Raw genomic sequence first — 20,194 nt, 5'->3', positions numbered from 1 at the left:
ACACTTTCTTTGTGGCGTAGGCTCGACCAGCCTTGTCGGATAGGTCTGGCTCCCCGAAAACCTACTGGAACACCACGGTAATCTACTGGAATACCACGGTGCGGTTGCCGTAGACCTGCACACGGTCCTCTAGATGCCAGCGCAAACCGCGGGCGAGGACCTGCTTCTCCGCATCGCGACCCTCACGCTGCATGTCCGCAGCGGTGTACTTGTGGGAGACACGCATGACGTCCTGCTCAATAATCGGGCCGTCGTCGAGGTCCTCAGTGGCGTAGTGGCAGGTGGCACCGATGAGCTTCACACCACGTCGATAAGCCTGCAGGTACGGGCGCGCGCCCATGAACGACGGCAGGAAGCTGTGGTGGATATTGATCGCGCGGCCTTCCCACTTCTCGCATAGATCCGGCGGCAGGATCTGCATGAAACGTGCGAGTACGATGGCATCTGGGTTTTCGGCGTCGACAATCTCGTCGACCTCATCGAATGCCTTACGCTTGCCGACGGCATCCTTGGGGAAAGGCACGTGGTGGAAAGGAATGTCATACGCGGCGACCAGCGGCTCCAGATCGCGGTGGTTACCAATTACTGCAGCGATTTCCATCGGGTAGTCGGACTGCGCGACGCGGCCGAGCAGATCCTGCAGGCAGTGGCCTTCTTTGGTCACCAGGATGACAGCGCGCTTCGGGACAGCGTTGTCGGTGACCTTCCAGCGGACCTCAGGGCCCCAATCACCGACGAGCTCAGCGAACTTCTCGCGCAGCTCTTCTACAGTCAGGTCGAGCGCGTCGGCGCGGACAGCCTGGCGAGTGAAAAACCATCCAGTCTCCGGGTCGGAGAAAAAGTCCGCCTCGGTAATCCACGCACCAATGTCGGACAGGAAGGTCGATAGGGTGGAAACGATACCGGTACGGTCTGGACAGCCGAGCGAGAAGATGTACTGGCGCTCGGTGGGAGTACCGCTATTTGCGGTGATGAGAGAGCGAGTCATTCTCGGTATCTTACCTGCTAGCTAAAGGTAAGTTCGCTCACGGTCGACAAAGGCAGATTTGCGCCCGTCAGCGTCAACGCCAGGCCCTCCCCGGTGACGTGCGCTTCCTCCACCTGCATGCCGTGGCCGATGTCGTAGCTCAACAGCGTACCGCTCGCTTCTCCCAGCCAGCCGGCCAGGCTATCGAGGTTTAAGCCGAGGATTGAGCCGCCCTCCAGGTTGATTTCGATATGACCGCCGTTGGCAATCGGGCAGAACTTGGAGGTCGCAAATCCGGAGGCGAATTCAATGTTAAACAGGCCTTCGTCCGGCAGCGGCGTGATCGTGGAAGCGCGAACACCGGTTTCCCGGTTAATCAGCGCCTGCAGCAGCTGAGGTGGGATCGTGACATCCACTCGCAGCGACTCTGCGGTCGGATCCGCACGATTGCTCAGATCCACGTTTTCCAGGTGCACTTCTGCTGCCGGGTCACCGTTGATCTCCGGTGCGCCACCCAGCGCCTCCGGGTTCTTGACCTCCAGTGTGTTCGGAGTGGACAGGTCCATCGAGGGCACGGACTTCGTGGCCAAGGCGAGCAGCATCGGGCGGGTGCCGAAAGAAACCTTGGGGTCTTCGGTGACCGTCGCACCACGCTCTTCGGCGGAGGTGCGGTAGCCGTCGGAAATCTCCTTGCTCACGAACATCCGGACGCCGATTTCGCCGGCGATCGCAATGAGTGCCACCACGATGATGACACCGAGGACGGTGGGCAGGACTTTGACGCTCGACGAGCGTTTAGCAGAACTCATGGTTCCCAGTCTTGCTTAACGACGGCTCCGTCGCTACCACCTTTCTTCGCCCCGGTATCCGTCCCCTCGGTGTCGCCCCGGGAGTGCCGCGGCTGCGCAAACCTACTTAGCGACGTAGTCCGCCAGCACAGCGGTCTCAGCGTTGAGGACGCGCTCCAGGTACGGAGCTGCCTTCTCCTCGAGCTTGCCACCGAGCAGCGGCACGTTGATGGCGAACTCGGAGTTGGTGGTCAGCACTGAACCTTCACCCTGGGCGGTGAGCTTCTGGGACGCACTGAAGGACGCCGGTACGCCCGAAGCTTCTGTGGTCACGGTGGAGGTCGCGCCGTCGTCGTTAAGCGGGCTAATGACGAACGTGCGCGTCATTCCGACCCCGGACTTAACGAACTTCTGCGCCTGCGCCGGAATCTTGTCAGCAGAGACGGTCTGGCGAATCACGACAGTGGTGCCAGCGTCGGTGGTGTCGAACTTTTCCACCTTGCCGTCAGCTGCCGAGAAACGGTTTGCGACCTTCTCCCAGAAACCGGCGTCGGTGAGGGCCTCGTAAACCTTCTCAATTGGCTGGTCAAAGTTGACGGTGTGCGTGTTAGTCGTAGTCATGCGCTTGATGATACGTAAATTGCACTACGCTAGGGGCGTGGAAAATCTCGACCAATCGCCGAACCCAATTCACCTGACCTCCGACATGGAAGAAGCCATCGATGGGCTTGCGGGGCTAGAGGGGGTGGAGCTCAGCACGCGTACCGCTTTCTCGGATTTGACGACGCTCCGCCTCGGCGGGGTGCCGCGTGCCGTCGTCCGGTGTAGCACGACGGACGCTGTGGTCGATGTTGTACGCACGCTTGACGACGCTAACGTGCCCCTCCTCATCGTGGGAGGCGGATCCAACCTGGTGGTGGCCGATGAACTCGAGCCGCTGGTAGCTGTGGTGATCGAGGCTGACAACGTAACCATGAGCACTCGCGGACACGGGCTGGAGTCCGTGTCGGCAATCGTGGAGGCCGAGGCCGGTGCGGTCTGGGATGAGGTCGTGGAGATGAGTGTCGACGCAGGTTTTGGTGGCCTGGAATGCCTGTCGGGTATTCCGGGATCGGCCGGAGCCACACCGGTGCAAAACGTTGGCGCCTATGGCGCTGAGGTGTCGCAGGTCCTGGACGCGGTGCAGCTTTACGATCGCGCAACCGGCTCGGTCGAGTGGGTGGAACCGGAGTCTCTCGACCTTTCCTACCGCTACTCGAACCTGAAGTTCACTGCACGGGCAGTGGTGCTGGCCGTGCGGTTCGAGCTCAGTGTGGATGGGACGTCCGCGCCACTTCGCTATGGCGAACTGGCGCGGCGCCTGGGCGTTGATGAGGCCGAGGCTGCGGCGGGCGAGATTCGCAGGCCGGCTGAGCTGGTGCGCGAAAAGGTGCTTGAGCTGCGGCGGGGCAAGGGTATGGTGCTCGAAGATGCTGACCGCGATACCTGGTCGGCGGGTTCTTTCTTTACCAACCCGATCATTCCGGAGAACTCGGTGGAGACCGTGCGCGCAAAGGTTGCCTCGCTGCGTGGGGCTGATGAGGCCGCGAATATGCCCGCATTCCCCGCTGGTCCCGGCCACGAGGGGGCCGTGAAGCTCTCGGCGGCGTGGCTTATCGAGCGCGCCGGGTTCCCCAAGGGCTACCCCGGGGACGGTGCGCCCGCGCGACTGTCGACTAAGCACACTCTTGCCCTGACCAACCGCGGGGAGTCCGGCGATGGTACGCCTACGACCGCCGCCGACTTGGTGGCTTTGGCGCGTGATGTGCGCGCTGGTGTGGAAAAGGCCTTCGGCGTGACCCTGGTGCCCGAGCCGGTGTGGGTCGGCGTGAGCATCGATTAGGCCCGCGGCGGGTGGCTGATGGCCAGTGGGGGGCGGGGATGGAGAGGCTGGCGTGACTGATGGGGCTGGCGGGGTCGCTGGAGCTGACAGAACCGCTGGGTAGTCCTCAGCTTGTGCTCCCGGGCCTTCTCTCAAGGGCGAGGATAGAGAAAGTGACTAGGTCTATGTCGCGTGAATAGTATTCACCCGCAGTTTTTTGCCTTAAACCTAGTCACTAAGTTTGGGGGAAACCTAGTCACTAAGTTTTTTTGGGGGGGGAGCCGGGGATTCGCCTTAAGGGGATAGGAGCCAGCTCTACCCAGGCCCCTATCCCAACTACAAAACCACCGTGAACTAATGGTGCTTGCGGCGGGAAAGCGAATCGACGCTCTGGCCCTTCTGTTCCAGCTGCGTGAGCAGCACGTCGCGGACATCGCGGCGGCGGACCTTGCCCATCTGGTCGCGAGGTAGTTCCTCCAGGTGGAAGAATGCGCGCGGCACCTTGTACCGGGTCAGGTTGTCGTAGCAGTGGTCGCGGTAGGCGTCGGAATCCAGTCGGGCGTAGTCAGCAAGGGTGATGGCGGCCACGACCATCTCGGAACCGTCGCTCTTTGGCAGGCCGACGACCGTGGCATCGGTGATGTCCGGGTGGGAGAGCAGTACTTCCTCGACCTCGGCCGGGTAGACATTGAAGCCACCGGTGATGATGACCTCCTTGATGCGGGCAACCAGCTTGATGAAGCCGTCCGACTCCATGACTCCGACATCGCCGGTGCGGTACCAACGATCGCCAGCGGGAAGCTCAGCAGGCCCATCGGTGAAGGACTTCTCCGTTGCCTCCGGGAGGTTGAGATAGCCGGCGAAAACCTGTGGGCCTCGGACGATAACCTCGCCCTCCTCGCCGTCAGCGCGGAGTTTGGTGGAATCTTCGGGGTCAACGATGGCGACCTCGGTGTCAGGGAATGGCAGGCCAACGTAGCCCGGGCGGCGGTTGCCGTCCATTGGGTTGCCGACGATAATCGGCGAGGTTTCGGTGAGGCCGTAGCCCTCGACAAGGCGCCCGCCTGTGAGTTTCTCCCACTTCTGCACGAGGGAAACCGGCAGGGTAGCGGCGCCACAGAAGGCGAACTTCACGCCAGAGAGGTCGACATTATCCCGCTCGGCGGCTTCGACAATCTTCTCGTAGAGAGTCGGCACACCAGGCACCCATGTCGGGCGGTTGTTCTTCATCACCTTCATAATCAGCGGAATCTCCGGTGCCGGCACCAGCACCAGTTCAGCGCCAATCAGCATGGACAAGTTGGTGACAATGGTCAGGCCGTAGGCATGGAACATCGGCAGAACGCCGAGGGAGATTTCCCGCTCCTTGCCAAGGCCTGGCACCCAGGCCTTACCCTGCAGAATGTTGGCGACCAGCCCGCGGTGGCTCAGCTGCGCGCCCTTTGGTGAGCCCGTGGTGCCAGAGGTGTACATCATCACTGCGGTGTCATCGGCAGTGATGGATTCATCGGCCTGGAGGTCGTGGCCGTCTCCGCCGACGGCGTCGTGAAGCAAAGCGTCAAAACCCATGACCTGCGGTGCGGAGGAGTGCAGCTTAGCGCGGGCGGCGCGGAGTTTCGGCAGCGGGATCGACAGGGCGGTGCGCATGACAAACGGCAGGTCCTGCAGCATGTTGACCGCGATGATGGTCTCGAGCGGGGTGTTGTTGCGAAGGTCTTCAAGTACGGGGACAATCTTGTCCCAGCAGATGGCAAAGCGGGCGCCGTGGTCGTTGAACGGGTGGCGCAGTTCGTGGGCGGTGTAGAGGGGGTTGTGCTCTACGGCAACAGCCCCGAGATGCAGAACTGCCCAGTAGGCGATGACATGCTGCGGGCAGTTCGGCATGAGCAGTGCCACGCAATCGCCCTTGCGCACGCCGAGGGCGCGCAGGCCGGCGGCAACGCTGCGGACCTTGGCATCCAGCTCAGCATAGGAGGTGGAGCGGCCGAAGAAGGTCAGTGCCTTGCGGCGTGGGTGGTTGCTCAGAGTGTGGCGGTAGACGTCTAGGAGGGTGTCGAAGTTGTAGTCGATGTGGGGTGGAGTCCACTCCGGATACAGGTTCAGCCAGGCCTTGGAAACCGCAGCGTTGGGTGTGGAACCGTGGGCTGGGGTGGAGTCATTTTCAGCGCGTGAGCTGGATGTATCGGTCATGGGGTCCTCCTAGGTTTTTGTTGATCGCCTGACTATGTCGTGAGGTGATAATAACCTACGACGTAGTAGGTATCGACCTCTATTGTGCCGTACGTCGCAGTGCGGTGCCGGAATTCCGATACACGTATTTGAGGTACTCATTTGCAGGGTTGCCCCTGGCATAGGCACTCTGGGCAGTATGAGCGAAACATTTCCGGCGGCAACGGCAGGCGCAGACGCAGCCACCTCTAACACCCCGGCGTGGCCGAACCGCATCGCGATGATCTCCATGCATACCTCTCCGCTGGAGCAACCGGGAATCGGTGACGCTGGTGGCATGAATGTCTACGTGCTGCGCACCTGCGAGGAGCTGGCGCGACGCGGTGTGAAGGTGGATGTTTTCACTCGCGCCACGCGTTCCAGCGATGGGCCGGTGATTCAGGTCAGCGAGAACTTCCGTGTCATCAACATCGTGGCTGGTCCATATGAGGGGCTGGAGAAGTCAGACCTGGCTACGCAGATGCCGGCCTTTGCCGGTGGGGTCATTGAATTCTCCCGCAAACAGGGGATTGAATACGACCTGATTCATTCGCACTACTGGCTCTCTGGCCAGGTGGGGTGGCTGCTGTCGGATTTGCTTGACATTCCGTTTGTGCACACGGCGCACACGCTGGCGGCAGTGAAGAATCTCCATCTGGCGGAGGGGGATACGCCGGAGCCTGAGTCGCGTCGTATCTGTGAGCAGCAGATTGTGGACAATGCGTGCCGGCTCATCGTCAACACCGATGCCGAGGCTAAGCAGCTCGCGGATCTTCACGATGCCGACCCGTGGCGCATCAATGTCGTGCCGCCCGGGGTGGACGTGGAGCTCTTTTCGCCGGGCAGTGATCGTGCCACTGAACGGTCCCGTCGTGAGTTGGGCATCCCGTTGCACACTAAGGTCATTTTGTTCGTCGGTAGGCTGCAGCGGCTGAAGGGCCCGCAGGTATTGCTGCGCGGTGTTGGCGAGCTCATGCGTCGCCATCCCGCCACTAATGTCCGAGTGATCATCTGCGGTGGACTGTCCGGTTCTGGGCTGCACGCGCCCGACGAATTCACCAACCTCGCCGCGGAAGAGGGGATCGATCACCTGGTCCGTTTCATGCCCCCACGTCCGCCGCAGGACCTGGCGAAGCTTTACCAGGCCGCAGATATTGTCGCCGTGCCCAGTTACAATGAAACCTTCGGGTTGGTGGCAATGGAGGCTCAGGCCACCGGCACTCCCGTTGTCGCGGCGAATGTTGGCGGGCTCTCCATCGCTGTCGACGATGGGGGCAGCGGTTTGCTTGTCGACGGTCACGAGCCCGCAGCCTGGGCCGATGCCCTCGGTCGCCTGGTGGAGGACGACGAGCTGCGCATTAAATTGGCCACCCAAGCGCGCGAGCACTCCTTGGAGTTTTCCTGGCAAAAGACCGTGGACCGGTTGGCTGATGTCTATCATCGAACCGAACTCCAAAAGGAAAACTGTCCCGGCTCTATCCGGGATGCGGGCGGCTCCCGGTAGGTTTCGTTAGCTTCAGTATCGCCAGGGCCGTAGCCACAAAAGCAGGGAGATGATTCACGATGAGCACGGACATCCAAGTACAGCTGAAAGCCCTAGGTGAGCAGCTGGAACGCCTCGGTGTCGAGCATGGTATTGCAGACAATGCCGCCGTGGTGGTCCTGCCTGGTAAAAAGAAGCTCAAGACTGTCGTCGGTCTCATCCCGGCACCCGACTCCCTTCGCGTCGAAGCCTTCGTCTGTCGCGCGGTCGAAGAAAACCACGAGGCCGTCTACAAGTGGTTGCTGCAGCGCAACCGCCGCCTGTTCGGCATCGGTTACACCATCGATGCCGCCGGCGACATCTACCTGGTCGGTCAACTGCCGGCTCAGCTTTCCGACGATGATCTCGACCGCCTCCTCGGTCAGCTGCTGGAGACGGCCGATGGGGACTTCAACCAGATCCTCGAACGCGGCTTTGCATCGGCAATTAAGCGCGAGTGGGAGTGGCGGGTTGACCGTGGGGAAAACCTGGCCAATCTGGAGCAGTTCCGCCACATGGTTGAGTAGCCGGGGGTAGCAACCCACATAGCGGGGCAACGAACGGCGGGCTTTCCAGTTTTGGGGCACAATTGGGGGTATGAGCAATGGAAAACTGATTCTTGTCCGTCATGGCCAGAGTGAGTGGAACGCATCCAACCAGTTCACGGGCTGGGTCGACGTTGCACTGACCGACAAGGGCCGCGCTGAGGCAGTACGTGCCGGTGAGCTGCTCGTAGAGGCAGGCCTGAAGCCGCAGGTTCTCTACACGTCGCTGCTGCGTCGCGCAATTAACACCGCACACATTGCCCTGGATACCGCTGACCTGTTGTGGATTCCGGTTATCCGTGACTGGCGTCTGAACGAGCGCCACTACGGTGCTCTGCAGGGTCTGAACAAGGCAGAGACCAAGGAGAAGTACGGTGAGGACCAGTTCATGTCCTGGCGTCGTTCCTACGACACTCCGCCGCCGGAGCTCTCGGATGACAGCGAGTTCTCACAGGCTAATGACCCGCGTTACGCCAACCTGGATGAGGTTCCGCGCACGGAGTGCCTCTTGGACGTCGTCAAGCGTTTCATTCCTTACTTTGAAGAGGAAATCCTGCCGCGTCTGAAGGCCGGTGAGACTGTCATGGTGGCAGCCCACGGTAACTCCCTGCGTGCACTGGTCAAGCACCTGGACAACATCTCGGACGAGGACATTGCCGCTCTGAACATCCCGACCGGTATCCCGCTGGTTTACGATTTTGATGCTGAGGGCAAGGTTTTGAACCCGGGTGGCACCTACCTGGATCCGGAAGCTGCAGCTGCAGGTGCTGCTGCTGTTGCTGCTCAGGGCAACAAGTAAATATGTAGGTGTTTGATAGGCCGATAAGGGGCGCAGCCAAGTGGGGCTGTGCTCCTTGGTCTATTTAGAGCTAGCTAGCGCAATGATTTTTCAGCGCGCGCGGACTGTGAAAAGAGCTTAGGGTAAGACCCGTGTCAAAAATCATTATCGCCGCTCTATTAGGTGCTGCGGTTATGGCAGCTGTGCTGATTCTTGGTGGAGTTGTCTCGGGTGCCTATAACGCCGCTCGGCGTCAGAAGAGCGACGAGGAAAGTTCAATAACCACTATGGCGCAGGTCATGCACCTGGCCATTCAGAAGTCTCCGACGGGTGTGGTGGTCGTTGACATCTCACGTGATTTGATTTTGTCGAACTCCATGGCGCACAAGCTGGGGCTGGTGTATGAGCGCCGCCTGAATGACGTGGGCTGGGAAGCCGCGGTCAAGGTCTTTGACTCGCAGGAGGACCAGGAGCTAACGCTGGTGCTGCCGTCGCGCCGGGCGGGGGCGCCGGACACGATTGTCCGCTGTCAGCTAACTCCGTTGTCACTGGTGGACGACCGTTTTGTGGTGATTTATGCGGCGGATGTCTCCGAACAGGCCCGTATGGAGGCCGCGCGACGTGACTTTGTGGCTAACGTTTCCCACGAGCTCAAGACCCCGGTAGGTGCCATCAGCCTCTTGGTCGAGGCGCTGAATGAAGCTACCGACGACCCGGTCGCCGTGCGTCACTTTAGTGAGAGTCTGACGCAGGAGTCCAAGCGAATGTCGACAATGATTACGGAGCTCATCTCGCTGTCGAAGCTGCAGGGGGCGGAGCCACTGCCGGACATGTCTCCCGTGAAGGTTGAAGAGATCGTCCAGGGAGCTGTGCGTCGTAATCAGATGCTCTCGGAGCAGGCGGGTATTGAAATCACCGTTGACTGTGAGCCGGATTTGGTCGTTGAAGGTGAACGCAGCCTGCTGATCACAGCGGTGTCCAACCTGATTTCAAACGCCATCAACTACTCGCCAGAGGCTACGCCTGTATCCGTGACTGCGGTCAAGGAGGATAACGACACCGTCGCTATCCGCGTCACTGACCGCGGTATCGGCATTTCCCAGGCGAACCAGAAGCGCATCTTCGAACGCTTCTTCCGTGCGGATAAGGCACGCTCGCGGGCGACAGGCGGTACAGGTCTGGGCTTGGCAATTGTTAAGCACGTTGCAGCGAATCACAAGGGAACCGTCAAGCTGTGGAGTCGGCTGGGCACAGGATCGACCTTTACCATTGAGCTCCCGCTGATGGAAAAGAACAGTTCCGCGTCGAATGATGGCGATGCATCTGCACGTTTGCCAATCGGCCACACCCCGCCAGCGGGTAAAATTGAGGCTAAGAAAAACGCGCAGCGAGGTTCGGGCAAAACCCGTGGCAAGGATAAGGATTCCCAGAACAAGGATTCCAAGGAAGGAATGAAGTAATCCGTGACTGAGGTACTTATTGTCGAAGACGAGACGGCTTTGGCGGAGCCGCTTGCGTTTCTGCTGCAGCGCGAGGGATTCGAGGTGCGGATGGCCGCTGACGGTCAGGAAGCACTTGCAGAATTCTCCAAGGCAGAACCGGACATTGTGCTGCTGGACCTCATGCTGCCAGGTATGAGCGGCACCGAGGTCTGCAAAAACATCCGCTTAAAGTCCTCTGTCCCAGTGATTATGGTCACCGCCCGTGACACTGAGATTGACAAGGTCGTCGGCCTTGAAATTGGTGCGGATGACTATGTGACCAAGCCGTATTCCTCTCGGGAACTTATTGCCCGTATTCGAGCTGTGCTGCGCCGCGGTCGCCACGACGACTCCGACGACGTCGAGGATCTCTACGAGGAGGTCTTGCGCGGCGGCCCGGTTGTACTGGATGTCGAGCGCCACGTAGTCACCGTTGACGGTGATGATGTCGCAATGCCGCTCAAGGAATTCGACCTGCTGGAGTACTTGCTGCGCAACCGCGGCCGTGTGCTCACTCGTGGCCAGCTCATCGACCGCGTCTGGGGCTCCGACTACGTCGGCGACACTAAGACGCTGGACGTACACATCAAGCGCCTGCGCTCCAAGATCGAGCGCAATCCTTCCTCGCCGGAGTTCCTGGTCACCGTTCGCGGCTTGGGTTACAAGTTCGAGGACTAGCGCAGCAGACTGCTGCCGACAATCTCCGCCGGCGGTCTGATGGAGCTTCGACGTTAAACCTCGTCCGGTGCCAGCCCCTCGGCCGCTGCGCGTGTGGCCGGGTGAATCGCCAGCAGTGGGTAGCCACTCGGCCCGAAAGCCTGGGCCGCGCCCGCTGCCTCTCGGGCCCGGCAGTGCTCCGCCAGAATTTCGTAGCACTCTTCGCCGATGAGCTCGATTAGCTCGGACTTGTGCGTGCGCCACACCGGCTCGCCACCGGTATGTGTGGCCGGCGCGCCCGTGCAGAACCATTCAAAGTCCTCGCCGCCATCGCCCCATGCGCGACGATCGTATTCAGTAATGGTCGTGCGCAGAATCTCCTGGCCGTCTGGGCGTTCCTCCCAGTCTTCCAGTCGGCGCAGCGGCACTTGCCAGCACACATCCGGCTTGACCTTCACGGGGTCAATATCGTTGGCCATCGCCCACTGGTGGATGGCACAGCCCGCACCATTCCGCCACCCGTCACGGTTGGCAAAAATGCAGGCATTCTTCACGACCTTCGTTTTCAGAGCAGGCTCAGGCTCTCCGTTTTCGTCGTCAAGCTCATCCCACACTAACCACGGTTCCAACGGTTCGGAGGGGTCGGTTTCGTAGGTTTCAAGCCACTTCAGCGTTTGCTCGGGGCGGTTCTGCCACCACTGGGGCTCTGCGGAGTCGCCTTCCATTCGCTTTACGACGTCAATAACCCTCTCGCGGTCTTCTTCGTCGGTGATAAAGGCGCCATGGCCGCAGCATCCGACATCCGCGTTCGCGGAGTCGATGCCCTGGCAAGCGGAGGTGCCGAAGGCGCATTGATAGGAGCTCATCAACCAGGTTAGGTCGCAGGTGATGATGTGTTCTGGGTCCTCCGGGTGGGCGAACTCGAACCACTCGCGGGGAAAGTCATAGGCGACTTCAGCGGGAGAAGGTTGCGGTCCGCGACCGGGGCGGGGGTGGGGTTGATTCACACCAATACACCGTAGACCGTCTAACCTACTAAGAGTGAGATTAGGTGTATTAGATGTAGGTAGTAATACCGTCCACTTGGTGATGGTGGACGCCCGCCGGGGCGGACATCCGACTCCGATGAGCGATTCCAAGTCGACGATGAAGCTGGTCGAGTACCTGGATAAGGACAACAACCTGTCCAAGAAGGGCATTGACAAGCTGACGGGCTACGTCGCTGAATCCAAGGAATTGGTTGAGCAGATGAAGTGCGAAGAGATGATTAGCTTCGCCACTTCAGCTGTTCGTGATGCCACGAATGCGGACGACGTTCTCGCCCACGTTGAGAACGAAACTGGCATTAAGCTGCAGATTCTCTCCGGTGAGGATGAGGCTCGGCTGACCTTTTTGGCAGTACGGCGCTGGTACGGCTGGTCTGCTGGTCGTCTAATCAACCTGGATATCGGTGGCGGTTCTCTTGAGCTGACGTCGGGTACCGATGAGGATCCGGAGGCCGCGTACTCGCTGCTGCTCGGTGCGGGGCGTTTGACCCACGAGTGGTTCGAGACGGACCCGCCGGAGCGCAAGAAGATTGACCTGCTGCGCGATTACATTGATGCTGAGCTCGCTGAGCCAGCTCGTCATCTGCGTACGCTTGGTGAGCCGGACTTGGCTGTCGCCACCTCGAAGACTTTCCGCACTCTCGCCCGCCTGACCGGTGCGGCGCCTTCCGCCGCTGGTCCGCGGGTTAAGCGCACCCTTACTGCCGCTGGTTTGCGCCAGTTGATTGCGTTTATTTCCCGCATGACGGCGGCTGACCGTGCTGAACTTGAGGGTGTTAGTGCGAATCGTTCTCACCAAATTGTCGCAGGTGCTCTCGTTGCAGAGGCTAGTATGCGAGCATTGGGATTAGAGAAGGTCGAGATTTGTCCTTGGGCTCTGCGCGAGGGCATCATCTTCCGACGACTGGACAGTGACCTATACGGAAAGGGTTGAGATGAGCGAGGAAAAGCTCACCGTTGCCGAACTGCTGGCGCGGCGGCAGAAAGAGGGAGCCTCCTCTGAACCACCGCGGCGCCGCCGTCGACGCAGCCTTGAAGAAGGCGGTGTGTCCGTTCAGGAACTCACCGGCTCAATCCCTCGTGTAAAGGCCGACGAACCGCGACGTGGTGCTCACGCTCTTTCCAACGCAGACGACGATCAGACGACTACGAGCGATCTGCTTGCCGACGAAGCTGCGGCCAACGCCGCCGAAGAAGCGCAGGCAACCGAACCGGAGGTAGAAGCTCCGGAGCACTCGGAGGCTGTCGCTGAGTCAGTGGTAGCTGCTGAAGGAGCGGATTCTTCGGAGCATGAGGTTCAAGCTGAGGCCGAGGCTGAAGCTGCCGAAAAGCCGGCTGCTCCGGTTGCACCGGCAGCTCCGCAGCAGGAGCAAGCCGCGCAGAGCACACCAACTGCGCAGCCAGCAGCCCCTGCGGTGCCATTGGCAATTCCGATGGAACCCCGTCCGGTCATGGTCAACTCCGAGCGTTCGGAGATTACCTATACCTTCACCGAACTGCGTGACATGGCAGACGAGTCGCAGCAGATTGGAGAGCCGGGGCCAGTCGCTCGTGCAGTTCTCACCGGTTCCAACGCCTACGACGACCGTCCGACTGCCTCCATTCCGGTTGTCCAGGACAATGTCGACGAAGCGTCTGAGGCATCCGCTGAATCGGATGACGTCGACGGTGAACAGCTTGCTGAGGCTGAAGCTGCTCAGGAAACCGCTACTTTCGAGGCTGCCGACGCTGACGCCGATACCGGTGCTGCTTCCAAGGCGGCAGTGGCAGCCGCTGTCGCTCCTGAAGTTGCCCAGGCAGAAGACGTACAGGCCGATATCGACCGGGCCGAGGACGCCTCCGCTGAGGCTGCACAGGTCGAGACCACACCGACCCAGGCCGCATCTGACGAGAAGCAGTCGGAGCCCCGGGGCGTCGTTAAGCGTGAGGAACCCAAGAGCTCCAAGGGCAAGGCCGTCGCGCGCGATGGCTACGCCGAGGACAATTCCCTCTCGGTGCCGTTGCTGCTAATCCAGGTCTTCGTGGGTCTGATTGCTGGTGCATTGGTGTTCCTGGGCTTCACCATGGCCTGGTCGTCGCTGCCGAAGATTGTGGTTGTCATCATGGCTCTCGTGGTCGCTGGTGGCTTCGCGGGAATGGCAAACTACCTGCGCCGTGAGAAGGACAAACTGACACCGATTCTCGCGGGAATTGTCGGTTTGGCGCTGACATTTGGCCCCTGGATTCTCTTCCAGTTGTAGTGGGGTCAACAGAGTAATCATCACCTGATGCAGGGGCCGGAAGCGTAGTTTTCCGGTCCCTGCATTCGCATGTGTGGGCCAGTTTTGGCACACTTAGCGTCCATGACAAGAATTGCTGTAATTGGTGGCGGAAAGATTGGTAGCGCACTCGTCGGTGGTCTCATCGACGGTGGTGTCTCACCCTCCTCGATTTATGTGGTGGGGCGCACCAAGGAGAGCCTGGCCGGTCTGAAGGAGACCTACGGCATTGTCGATACCGACGACCCAGTAGGGGCTGTCGACGGTGCTGACGTGGTGTTCTTGTGCGTAAAGCCGTACTTGATTATCGACATGCTCGAGCAGATTGCCGACGTGCTCGATGACTCTGAAGTCGACACGATCGTGGTGTCGATGGCGGCTGGCATCACGCTGGACAAGATGGAAAGCGTCTGTGCTGTCGGTACTCCGGTGATCCGCGTTATGCCGAATACTCCGATGCTGGTGGGCAAGGGTGTCTGTGCAGTCGCGCCCGGCCGCTTTGTCACGGAGAGTCAGACCGGCGAGGTTGTCGAATTGTTGGAGAAGGTCGGCAGCGTTGAGGTTGTCGATGAGTCGCTGATGTCTGCAGTCACTGCAGTCTCGGGCTCTGGTCCGGCTTACTTCTTCCAGTTCGTCGAGGCGATGACCGATGCGGGTGTGAATCTGGGCCTCAAGCGTGATCAGGCTAAGCGCCTGGCGTCGGCTACAGCTGCTGGTGCGGCCGAGATGATGATGCAGGAGGGCGCGGACCCGACTGCGCTGCGTGCCGATGTCACCTCTCCGGGCGGTACAACAGCTGCGGCCACCCGAGTTTTCGAGGAAGAAGGCATTCGCCGCGCGGTGCATCGTGCGCTGCAGGCTTGCTATGACAAGGCCAACGAGATGGGTAAATAAGTATTTCGCCGCGTGGAAGCGGGTGTACAAATAACCCCAATATTTGGGGCATTGGAAATGGCCAGGGGTAGTAGCTAATCCGATACGCAGGGACGATGGGTTAGTCACAACTGTCACACCATTCGCCAATGCCCCTATTTTTTATCAAAAATCGCACCGGCACCTTGCCTACCGGTAGGATATGAAAAGCACGTGCGTGTCACGATTTTCTGCAGGAGGGGAAGCCTGCAGCGCGTCGCGTGCGCTGAAGGGAATATTTACTAATGCAGAATGCAGATAAAGGCACCTTTCTGACCGTTGCGGAAGTTGCTGACATCATGCGCGTATCCAAGATGACCGTCTACCGCCTGGTTCACGCTGGCGAGCTGCCGGCAGTGCGCGTTGGTCGTTCTTTCCGTGTCCATGAGTCCGCAGTCAAGGAATACCTGGACTCCTCCTTCTACAACGCGGGTTAATTTTTCTGCCTTTAAGCGGGGCTGTTTGACCTGAACGCATATGTCCCCGCTATGATTAATCCGATTAGTACATGGTGCTGTGCTGCGCCCCTGTTTCCTATCGTCTTCAAGTTATGAAGTATCCAGCTGTGAAGGCGGAAGGAAAAAGGGCGTGACATCTCGGCGGTTGTAAGGCCGCATTGAGTACGCCGCCATTGTGCAAGAAAAGAAATTTCCGTCAACGAATAGCGAGGTCGAGCCGATGGGTTCCGTCATTAAGAAGCGTCGCAAGCGCATGTCGAAGAAGAAGCACCGCAAGATGCTTCGCCGTACCCGCGTGCAGCGTCGTAAGCTCGGCAAGTAAGCCAGCATTCCTGCCGTTATCGCAGGAGCGCGCGTGCTGCGTCGCGTACACGTTTTTAAAGCAAAACCCGCTCAGTCTCGTTGAGATAGGCGGGTTTTGTCGTTGGGGGAAAGGGCTGTTGAGTACGCCTAGCAGCGCCTAACTTTCCTTATTCGCGTCCCACAGTCGCTTGCCGACGAGTCCCGCGCCCCCGACAGCTCCTGCCAGCAGTGCTCCAATCGAGAGCCACCGCATCGTGGCGAAGGTTGCGGAGCGGAAGTGGCGATAGTCGTAGATAGTCCACCCCATCTTCTGGGCGTAATTCCGCAATTTGCGGTCCGGGTTAATGGCCACGGCGGTGCCCACCATGGACAGCATGGGAATGTCGTTGGCGGAATCTGAGTATGCCGTGCAGCGAGACATGTCCAACCCGGAGGAGGCCGCCAGAGCTGCCACCGCGTGCTTCTTACCCGGGCCGTGGAGAATATCGCCTACCAGGCGGCCGGTGAACTTGCCATCTTTGACCTCAGCGACCGTGCCAAGGGCGCCGGTCAGCCCGATGTGCTTAGCGATAACCTGGGCCAGCTGCACCGGGGTAGCGGTGACCAGCCAGACCTCTTGGCCAGCCTGGATGTGCAGTTCCGCCAGATCGCGGGTGCCCTGGTAAACGCGGTCACTGATCTTTTCTTCAAAGATCTCTTCGCCGAGTTTGACCATTTCATCCACATCGTGGCCGGCGAAAAACTCCAATGCCTGTTCACGGGCCTGAGCTACGTCGGCGGCGTTTTCCGCGCCTGAGATTCGGAATTTCAGCTGCTTCCAAATCATGCCGGCCAAATCGCGCTTCTTGATGAACCCGCGCTCGACCAACCCCATGGCAAAGAGGAAGATTGATGCGCCTTGGACAAGCGTGTTGTCCACATCGAAGAAAGCGGCTGCGCCCTGATCGCGTTCGACACCTGGAATGGGCTGCGAGAGCACACGTGCACCGCCAGCGGCATCTTCGGCACCCGCAACACTGCGAAATCCCGTAGCCAGTTCTTCGCCGCCGACGTCGTAGACCTCGCCGAGAGCTTCCAGTGCATTGGCCGCCGCTGCAGCACCAGCTTCCTCCTGTGCTTCATCATTGAGCGGAGCGAGAGCTACCTGCTCGAGGAAGTTACGGACGTTACTCTGCGAGGACGCAAGGTCGCCCAGCATGTCGATGGGGAAGGGGGAGCGGTTGTCAGCACTGAACTCACTCACGGCACGAAAATCTCTTTCCACGGTGTATGCAACCGACATCCGTTATCGGAAGCTCTTGTTGAATAGTATCCGCTCTTTAGGCAAAGCTGCGCGCTGAGATTCACGGAGCGGATGGGGGCAAGGATAAAAAGAGTCACTTTTGTAGAGGAAGTGTGGGGAGGGGGACGTCGTAAAGCGAAACAGTCGACCTTTAGACTGGCCGTTATGGTGACTGTGACGGTGATGAGTAGGAAGACGTGCGGTTCGTGCGCCCGAGTGATTGCGCAGATTGAGCCGCTGGTTCGGGACCAAAATGCGCAGTTCCAGGTGGAAGATGTCGATACCGATCCGAACTTGGCCATGGAATTTGGCGATCGTGTGCCGGTGATTTTGGTCAATGATGAGGAAATCGCTTGCTGGGAAATCGATGATGATGAGCTCCTGGAAGCGTTAGCGGAGGCCGAATAAGTTCGGGAGACAACCCTGCCGAACTGCTAGGAGGTGCGGAGACATGGCAGAATGTGGAGTAGCGGCAAAGAAGCAGGGGAGTGCTGCGAACATCGAGGTAGAGGCTAAGTAAAGTATGCCTTTGTTGTGGCGAGATGGCAGAGTTGTCTAGCGTTAACAGTCATAGCTGTGTGAAAAAGCCCGTAGCGGGCCTGTGAAGGAGCAATAGAGCGGTGATTGAGCGGTGAGTGTGCTTCTCGTCGGAATGTCGTACCGGTCTGCACCGGTGACCCTTCTTGAAAAGGTCTCCGTCGGTGAAACTGAGCGAGAGGCTATTCTGGCTCGGCTGGTCGCGGATGAAGCGATCAGTGAAGCGATGCTGTTGTCGACCTGTAACCGCGTTGAGTACTACGTGGTGGCCAACGGCTTCCACTCTGGGCTATCGGCTGTGGTCCGTGAAATTGTCAGCCGCACTGGGCTCGATCTCGATGAACTGACACCGCACTTCTATGTTCGGTACGCACAGGCCGCGGCGGAGCATGCTTTCTCGGTGTGCGCTGGTCTTGACTCGATGGTGCTGGGGGAACAGCAGATTATCGGTCAGCTTCGCAATGCTTACCAGGAAGCGGACGAAGCCGGCACCGTCGGTCGCATGCTGCATGACTTGGCACAGAAGGCGCTGCACACAGGCAAGCGAGTCCATAGCGAAACGCTGATTGATAATGCGGGCGCATCGATGGTCTCCGTGGCCATCGACGAGGCGATTGCTGCGCTGCACCCCGGCTTCAACTCTGGTGTTGATGTCGCTGAGGGTACCGATATTCTGGCCGGACGTTCGGCTCTTATCCTCGGCGCTGGTGCGATGAGCTCGCTGGCCGCTAGCTACCTGGGGCGCTGCGGCATTGACCGTCTGATTATTGCCAACCGCACCGTTGACAGGGCGCAGAACCTGGCTAACCATTCCATCGAAGCGGGCATCCCCGCTACTGCTATTGCATTGCATGATTTCGCCGATGTCCTCGATGATGTGGACATCCTCGTCAGCGCCACCGGAGCCACGGCTCCAGTGGTTTCAGCTGCCGATGTCATCGACCACGGCCCGCTCGCCATTGTCGATTTGTCTATGCCTCGTGACGTTGCGGAGGATGTCACCGGGCTTGAGGGGATTGCGCTCTTCAACATCGAATTGCTGCAGATGACTCGCACGGAGGTTCCGGGCCGTGATGATGAGGCTGCAGCGCGCGACATTGTGGCCGAAGAGTTGGAGTCCTACCTCACGGCGCAGCGCGCAAGCGAGGTAGCGCCGACTGTTCGCGCCCTGCGTGAGCGTGCGGCGGAAGTTGCTACCGCAGAGCTTGCCCGACTCGAAGCGAAGACCCCGGGCTTCACGCAAAAAGAACGGCGCGAGGTTGAGTCCACGGTGCGCCGTGTCGTCGATAAGCTCTTGCACGCGCCAACGGTGCAGGTCAAGAAGCTTTCTAGCCAGCAGGGTGGTGGCAACTACGCGCTTGCGCTGCAGAAGCTCTTCGACCTGCCCCTATCTACCCCCTCTGGCCTGTATGCTGACACCGATATCCCCGCAGATCTCATGGTAGAGGGCCGAATTGGGCGGATGCAGGGATTTGAGCAGTATGGTCTTGACAGTAGTGCCATCATTGAAGGCGTTGCTGAAACCACCAAAAATTAACACCCGGAGGGAAACATGCCTGACCCAGCGACTATTCGTATCGGTACCAGGGGTTCGGAACTGGCCACGACACAGGCCGGACACGTCCGTGATGCACTGATTGAGCTGGGGCAGCCTGCAGAGCTGGTGATTGTAAAGACCGCCGGTGACCATAACCGCCACGACCCGGTGGAAAAGATTGGCATCGGTGTCTTCACCCAGGCGCTGCGTCATGCACTCCGCGAGGGGGTGTGCGACATTATCGTGCACTCGTTTAAGGACCTGCCGACCGTGCCGGAAGACGACATGATGGTCGCAGCCGTGCCGGAGCGCGTCGATCCGCGAGAGGCGCTGATTTCCCGCGATGCTACGCCGCTGATGGACCTGCCTGAGGGCGCTCGCGTGGGTACCTCCGCGCCGCGTCGTGTCTCTCAGTTGCGTGCGTTGCGCTCCGACCTGGAACTTGTACCACTGCGTGGAAACATCGAAACCCGTATGGGGCGCGTCTCTGAGGACTTGGACGCTGTCATTCTGGCTCGCGCTGGACTGGAGCGCACGGGTCGCCTCGGAGAGATTGCAGAATCCCTGGACGTGGACGTCCTCATGCCGGCCCCGGCTCAGGGCGCCCTGGCGCTGGAATGCCGCACTGCTGACCGCGAAATTGTGGATATTCTGCGCAAGATTGACCACCCGGTGTCCCATGCCCGCGCCGTCGCGGAGCGCGCGGTACTCAATAAGCTGGAAGCGGGCTGCACCGCTCCGGTCGCGGCCTACGCAACCGTGAGCGACAGTGGCGAACTCACCCTGCAGGCGGGGGTGTTCGCACTCGACGGTTCGCGCCAGTTGCTTGAGACCGCTACCGCAAACGTGGATAAGGCCGATGAGCTTGGCCGGAAGGTTGCGGCGGCGCTGCTCGAACGGGGTGCTCATGAGGTAATGGGCGATACCCTGCGGGAATCTCAAAAGTAGCCGGTTAGTTAATTTGGCTCAAACCCTTTATGCTAATAGGCCTGTATGCATGCCGTTGGGATAAGGGTTTCCTTCGTGTGCTCGCATGTGAGATTCAGGTGTCTAC

General features: G+C 59.8%; 20 protein-coding genes. 14 read left to right on the top strand and 6 right to left on the bottom strand.

Annotated features, from left to right (window positions below; translation table 11 throughout):
* Nucleotides 1-82: 82 nt before the first annotated feature.
* The 3 genes from purU to CORAM0001_RS03295 form a co-directional block, all read right to left on the bottom strand.
* Entirely contained in the window at nucleotides 83-988 is a 906-nt protein-coding gene (purU, locus tag CORAM0001_RS03305; RefSeq protein ID WP_040360950.1) for a formyltetrahydrofolate deformylase, read from the bottom strand.
* Between the two features lie 17 nt (nucleotides 989-1,005).
* The gene (locus CORAM0001_RS03300; RefSeq protein ID WP_005509956.1) at nucleotides 1,006-1,776 is read right to left on the bottom strand and encodes an LmeA family phospholipid-binding protein; all 771 of its coding nucleotides are present in this window, start codon (nucleotides 1,774-1,776) and stop codon (nucleotides 1,006-1,008) included.
* Between the two features lie 102 nt (nucleotides 1,777-1,878).
* On the bottom strand, nucleotides 1,879-2,376 hold the full coding sequence (locus CORAM0001_RS03295) for a DUF2505 domain-containing protein (RefSeq protein WP_005509858.1): 498 nt from the start codon (nucleotides 2,374-2,376) through the stop codon (nucleotides 1,879-1,881).
* 85 nt (nucleotides 2,377-2,461) lie between these two features.
* On the opposite strand from CORAM0001_RS03295, the gene CORAM0001_RS03290 reads away from it, so the two are divergent.
* A complete protein-coding gene (locus CORAM0001_RS03290) occupies nucleotides 2,462-3,637 on the top strand; it encodes a UDP-N-acetylmuramate dehydrogenase (RefSeq protein WP_040361023.1) in 1,176 nt (391 codons plus the stop codon).
* A gap of 333 nt (nucleotides 3,638-3,970) precedes the next feature.
* Here the strand turns inward: CORAM0001_RS03290 and CORAM0001_RS03285 are convergent, their stop codons facing one another.
* Nucleotides 3,971-5,806, bottom strand: a complete 1,836-nt coding sequence (locus CORAM0001_RS03285) for a long-chain-fatty-acid--CoA ligase (protein ID WP_005509991.1) — start codon at nucleotides 5,804-5,806, stop codon at nucleotides 3,971-3,973.
* Between the two features lie 259 nt (nucleotides 5,807-6,065).
* Here CORAM0001_RS03285 and mshA point away from each other — a divergent pair, with 259 nt between their 5' ends.
* From mshA to CORAM0001_RS03260, 5 genes are all read left to right on the top strand, one after another.
* On the top strand, nucleotides 6,066-7,328 hold the full coding sequence (gene mshA, locus CORAM0001_RS03280; protein ID WP_208854626.1) for a D-inositol-3-phosphate glycosyltransferase: 1,263 nt from the start codon (nucleotides 6,066-6,068) through the stop codon (nucleotides 7,326-7,328).
* Between the two features lie 59 nt (nucleotides 7,329-7,387).
* The gene (locus CORAM0001_RS03275) at nucleotides 7,388-7,873 is read left to right on the top strand and encodes a type III secretion system chaperone family protein (protein ID WP_005509939.1); all 486 of its coding nucleotides are present in this window, start codon (nucleotides 7,388-7,390) and stop codon (nucleotides 7,871-7,873) included.
* Between the two features lie 70 nt (nucleotides 7,874-7,943).
* Nucleotides 7,944-8,690 carry a phosphoglyceromutase gene (locus tag CORAM0001_RS03270; protein WP_005509906.1) on the top strand — a complete coding sequence of 249 codons (747 nt, stop codon included), beginning with the start codon at nucleotides 7,944-7,946 and terminating at the stop codon, nucleotides 8,688-8,690.
* A gap of 131 nt (nucleotides 8,691-8,821) precedes the next feature.
* Nucleotides 8,822-10,129 (top strand): sensor histidine kinase, encoded by a 1,308-nt coding sequence (locus tag CORAM0001_RS03265; RefSeq protein WP_005509793.1) that lies wholly within the window; start codon nucleotides 8,822-8,824, stop codon nucleotides 10,127-10,129.
* A 3-nt stretch (nucleotides 10,130-10,132) separates the two neighbouring features.
* Nucleotides 10,133-10,828 (top strand): response regulator transcription factor, encoded by a 696-nt coding sequence (locus tag CORAM0001_RS03260; RefSeq protein ID WP_005510057.1) that lies wholly within the window; start codon nucleotides 10,133-10,135, stop codon nucleotides 10,826-10,828.
* Nucleotides 10,829-10,881: 53 nt separating this feature from the next.
* Here CORAM0001_RS03260 and CORAM0001_RS03255 read toward each other — a convergent pair whose 3' ends face one another.
* Nucleotides 10,882-11,814 carry a DUF3109 family protein gene (locus CORAM0001_RS03255; RefSeq protein WP_005509985.1) on the bottom strand — a complete coding sequence of 311 codons (933 nt, stop codon included), beginning with the start codon at nucleotides 11,812-11,814 and terminating at the stop codon, nucleotides 10,882-10,884.
* Between the two features lie 34 nt (nucleotides 11,815-11,848).
* On the opposite strand from CORAM0001_RS03255, the gene CORAM0001_RS03250 reads away from it, so the two are divergent.
* The 5 genes from CORAM0001_RS03250 (at nucleotide 11,849) to CORAM0001_RS11010 (ending at nucleotide 15,803) form a co-directional block, all read left to right on the top strand.
* Entirely contained in the window at nucleotides 11,849-12,787 is a 939-nt protein-coding gene (locus CORAM0001_RS03250) for a Ppx/GppA family phosphatase (protein ID WP_005509944.1), read from the top strand.
* A gap of 1 nt (nucleotide 12,788) precedes the next feature.
* On the top strand, nucleotides 12,789-14,093 hold the full coding sequence (locus CORAM0001_RS03245) for a hypothetical protein (protein ID WP_005509863.1): 1,305 nt from the start codon (nucleotides 12,789-12,791) through the stop codon (nucleotides 14,091-14,093).
* Nucleotides 14,094-14,195: 102 nt separating this feature from the next.
* A complete protein-coding gene (gene proC / locus CORAM0001_RS03240) occupies nucleotides 14,196-15,005 on the top strand; it encodes a pyrroline-5-carboxylate reductase (RefSeq protein ID WP_005510070.1) in 810 nt (269 codons plus the stop codon).
* Between the two features lie 263 nt (nucleotides 15,006-15,268).
* Complete coding sequence (locus tag CORAM0001_RS03235; RefSeq protein WP_005509751.1) at nucleotides 15,269-15,460, top strand: helix-turn-helix domain-containing protein; 192 nt, start codon at nucleotides 15,269-15,271, stop codon at nucleotides 15,458-15,460.
* Between the two features lie 241 nt (nucleotides 15,461-15,701).
* A complete protein-coding gene (locus tag CORAM0001_RS11010; RefSeq protein ID WP_003855542.1) occupies nucleotides 15,702-15,803 on the top strand; it encodes a 30S ribosomal protein bS22 in 102 nt (33 codons plus the stop codon).
* A gap of 138 nt (nucleotides 15,804-15,941) precedes the next feature.
* Here CORAM0001_RS11010 and CORAM0001_RS03230 read toward each other — a convergent pair whose 3' ends face one another.
* Complete coding sequence (locus CORAM0001_RS03230; protein ID WP_005509982.1) at nucleotides 15,942-17,066, bottom strand: HAD family hydrolase; 1,125 nt, start codon at nucleotides 17,064-17,066, stop codon at nucleotides 15,942-15,944.
* 165 nt (nucleotides 17,067-17,231) lie between these two features.
* On the opposite strand from CORAM0001_RS03230, the gene CORAM0001_RS03225 reads away from it, so the two are divergent.
* From CORAM0001_RS03225 to hemC, 3 genes are all read left to right on the top strand, one after another.
* A complete protein-coding gene (locus CORAM0001_RS03225; RefSeq protein WP_040360943.1) occupies nucleotides 17,232-17,474 on the top strand; it encodes a glutaredoxin family protein in 243 nt (80 codons plus the stop codon).
* A 223-nt stretch (nucleotides 17,475-17,697) separates the two neighbouring features.
* Nucleotides 17,698-19,140, top strand: coding sequence for a glutamyl-tRNA reductase (locus CORAM0001_RS03220; RefSeq protein ID WP_005509825.1), 1,443 nt, complete (start codon nucleotides 17,698-17,700; stop codon nucleotides 19,138-19,140).
* Between the two features lie 15 nt (nucleotides 19,141-19,155).
* Nucleotides 19,156-20,088 (top strand): hydroxymethylbilane synthase, encoded by a 933-nt coding sequence (gene hemC / locus CORAM0001_RS03215; RefSeq protein ID WP_005509877.1) that lies wholly within the window; start codon nucleotides 19,156-19,158, stop codon nucleotides 20,086-20,088.
* Nucleotides 20,089-20,194 lie beyond the last annotated feature (106 nt).

It is taken from the genome of Corynebacterium amycolatum SK46, from assembly GCF_000173655.1.
Classification (GTDB): domain Bacteria; phylum Actinomycetota; class Actinomycetes; order Mycobacteriales; family Mycobacteriaceae; genus Corynebacterium; species Corynebacterium amycolatum_A.
This window is presented reverse-complemented; position numbering and strand designations above follow the sequence as displayed.

Coding starts and splice junctions, on each gene's coding strand:
- hemC (WP_005509877.1), top strand. CDS start 19,156: ATGCCTGACCCAGCGACTATTCGTATCGGTACCAGGGGTTCGGAACTG.
- proC (WP_005510070.1), top strand. CDS start 14,196: ATGACAAGAATTGCTGTAATTGGTGGCGGAAAGATTGGTAGCGCACTC.
- CORAM0001_RS03230 (WP_005509982.1), bottom strand. CDS start 17,066: ATGTCGGTTGCATACACCGTGGAAAGAGATTTTCGTGCCGTGAGTGAG.
- CORAM0001_RS03225 (WP_040360943.1), top strand. CDS start 17,232: ATGGTGACTGTGACGGTGATGAGTAGGAAGACGTGCGGTTCGTGCGCC.
- CORAM0001_RS03285 (WP_005509991.1), bottom strand. CDS start 5,806: ATGACCGATACATCCAGCTCACGCGCTGAAAATGACTCCACCCCAGCC.
- CORAM0001_RS03245 (WP_005509863.1), top strand. CDS start 12,789: ATGAGCGAGGAAAAGCTCACCGTTGCCGAACTGCTGGCGCGGCGGCAG.
- CORAM0001_RS03290 (WP_040361023.1), top strand. CDS start 2,462: ATGGAAGAAGCCATCGATGGGCTTGCGGGGCTAGAGGGGGTGGAGCTC.
- mshA (WP_208854626.1), top strand. CDS start 6,066: ATGATCTCCATGCATACCTCTCCGCTGGAGCAACCGGGAATCGGTGAC.
- CORAM0001_RS03275 (WP_005509939.1), top strand. CDS start 7,388: ATGAGCACGGACATCCAAGTACAGCTGAAAGCCCTAGGTGAGCAGCTG.
- purU (WP_040360950.1), bottom strand. CDS start 988: ATGACTCGCTCTCTCATCACCGCAAATAGCGGTACTCCCACCGAGCGC.
- CORAM0001_RS03270 (WP_005509906.1), top strand. CDS start 7,944: ATGAGCAATGGAAAACTGATTCTTGTCCGTCATGGCCAGAGTGAGTGG.
- CORAM0001_RS03300 (WP_005509956.1), bottom strand. CDS start 1,776: ATGAGTTCTGCTAAACGCTCGTCGAGCGTCAAAGTCCTGCCCACCGTC.
- CORAM0001_RS03235 (WP_005509751.1), top strand. CDS start 15,269: ATGCAGAATGCAGATAAAGGCACCTTTCTGACCGTTGCGGAAGTTGCT.
- CORAM0001_RS11010 (WP_003855542.1), top strand. CDS start 15,702: ATGGGTTCCGTCATTAAGAAGCGTCGCAAGCGCATGTCGAAGAAGAAG.
- CORAM0001_RS03295 (WP_005509858.1), bottom strand. CDS start 2,376: ATGACTACGACTAACACGCACACCGTCAACTTTGACCAGCCAATTGAG.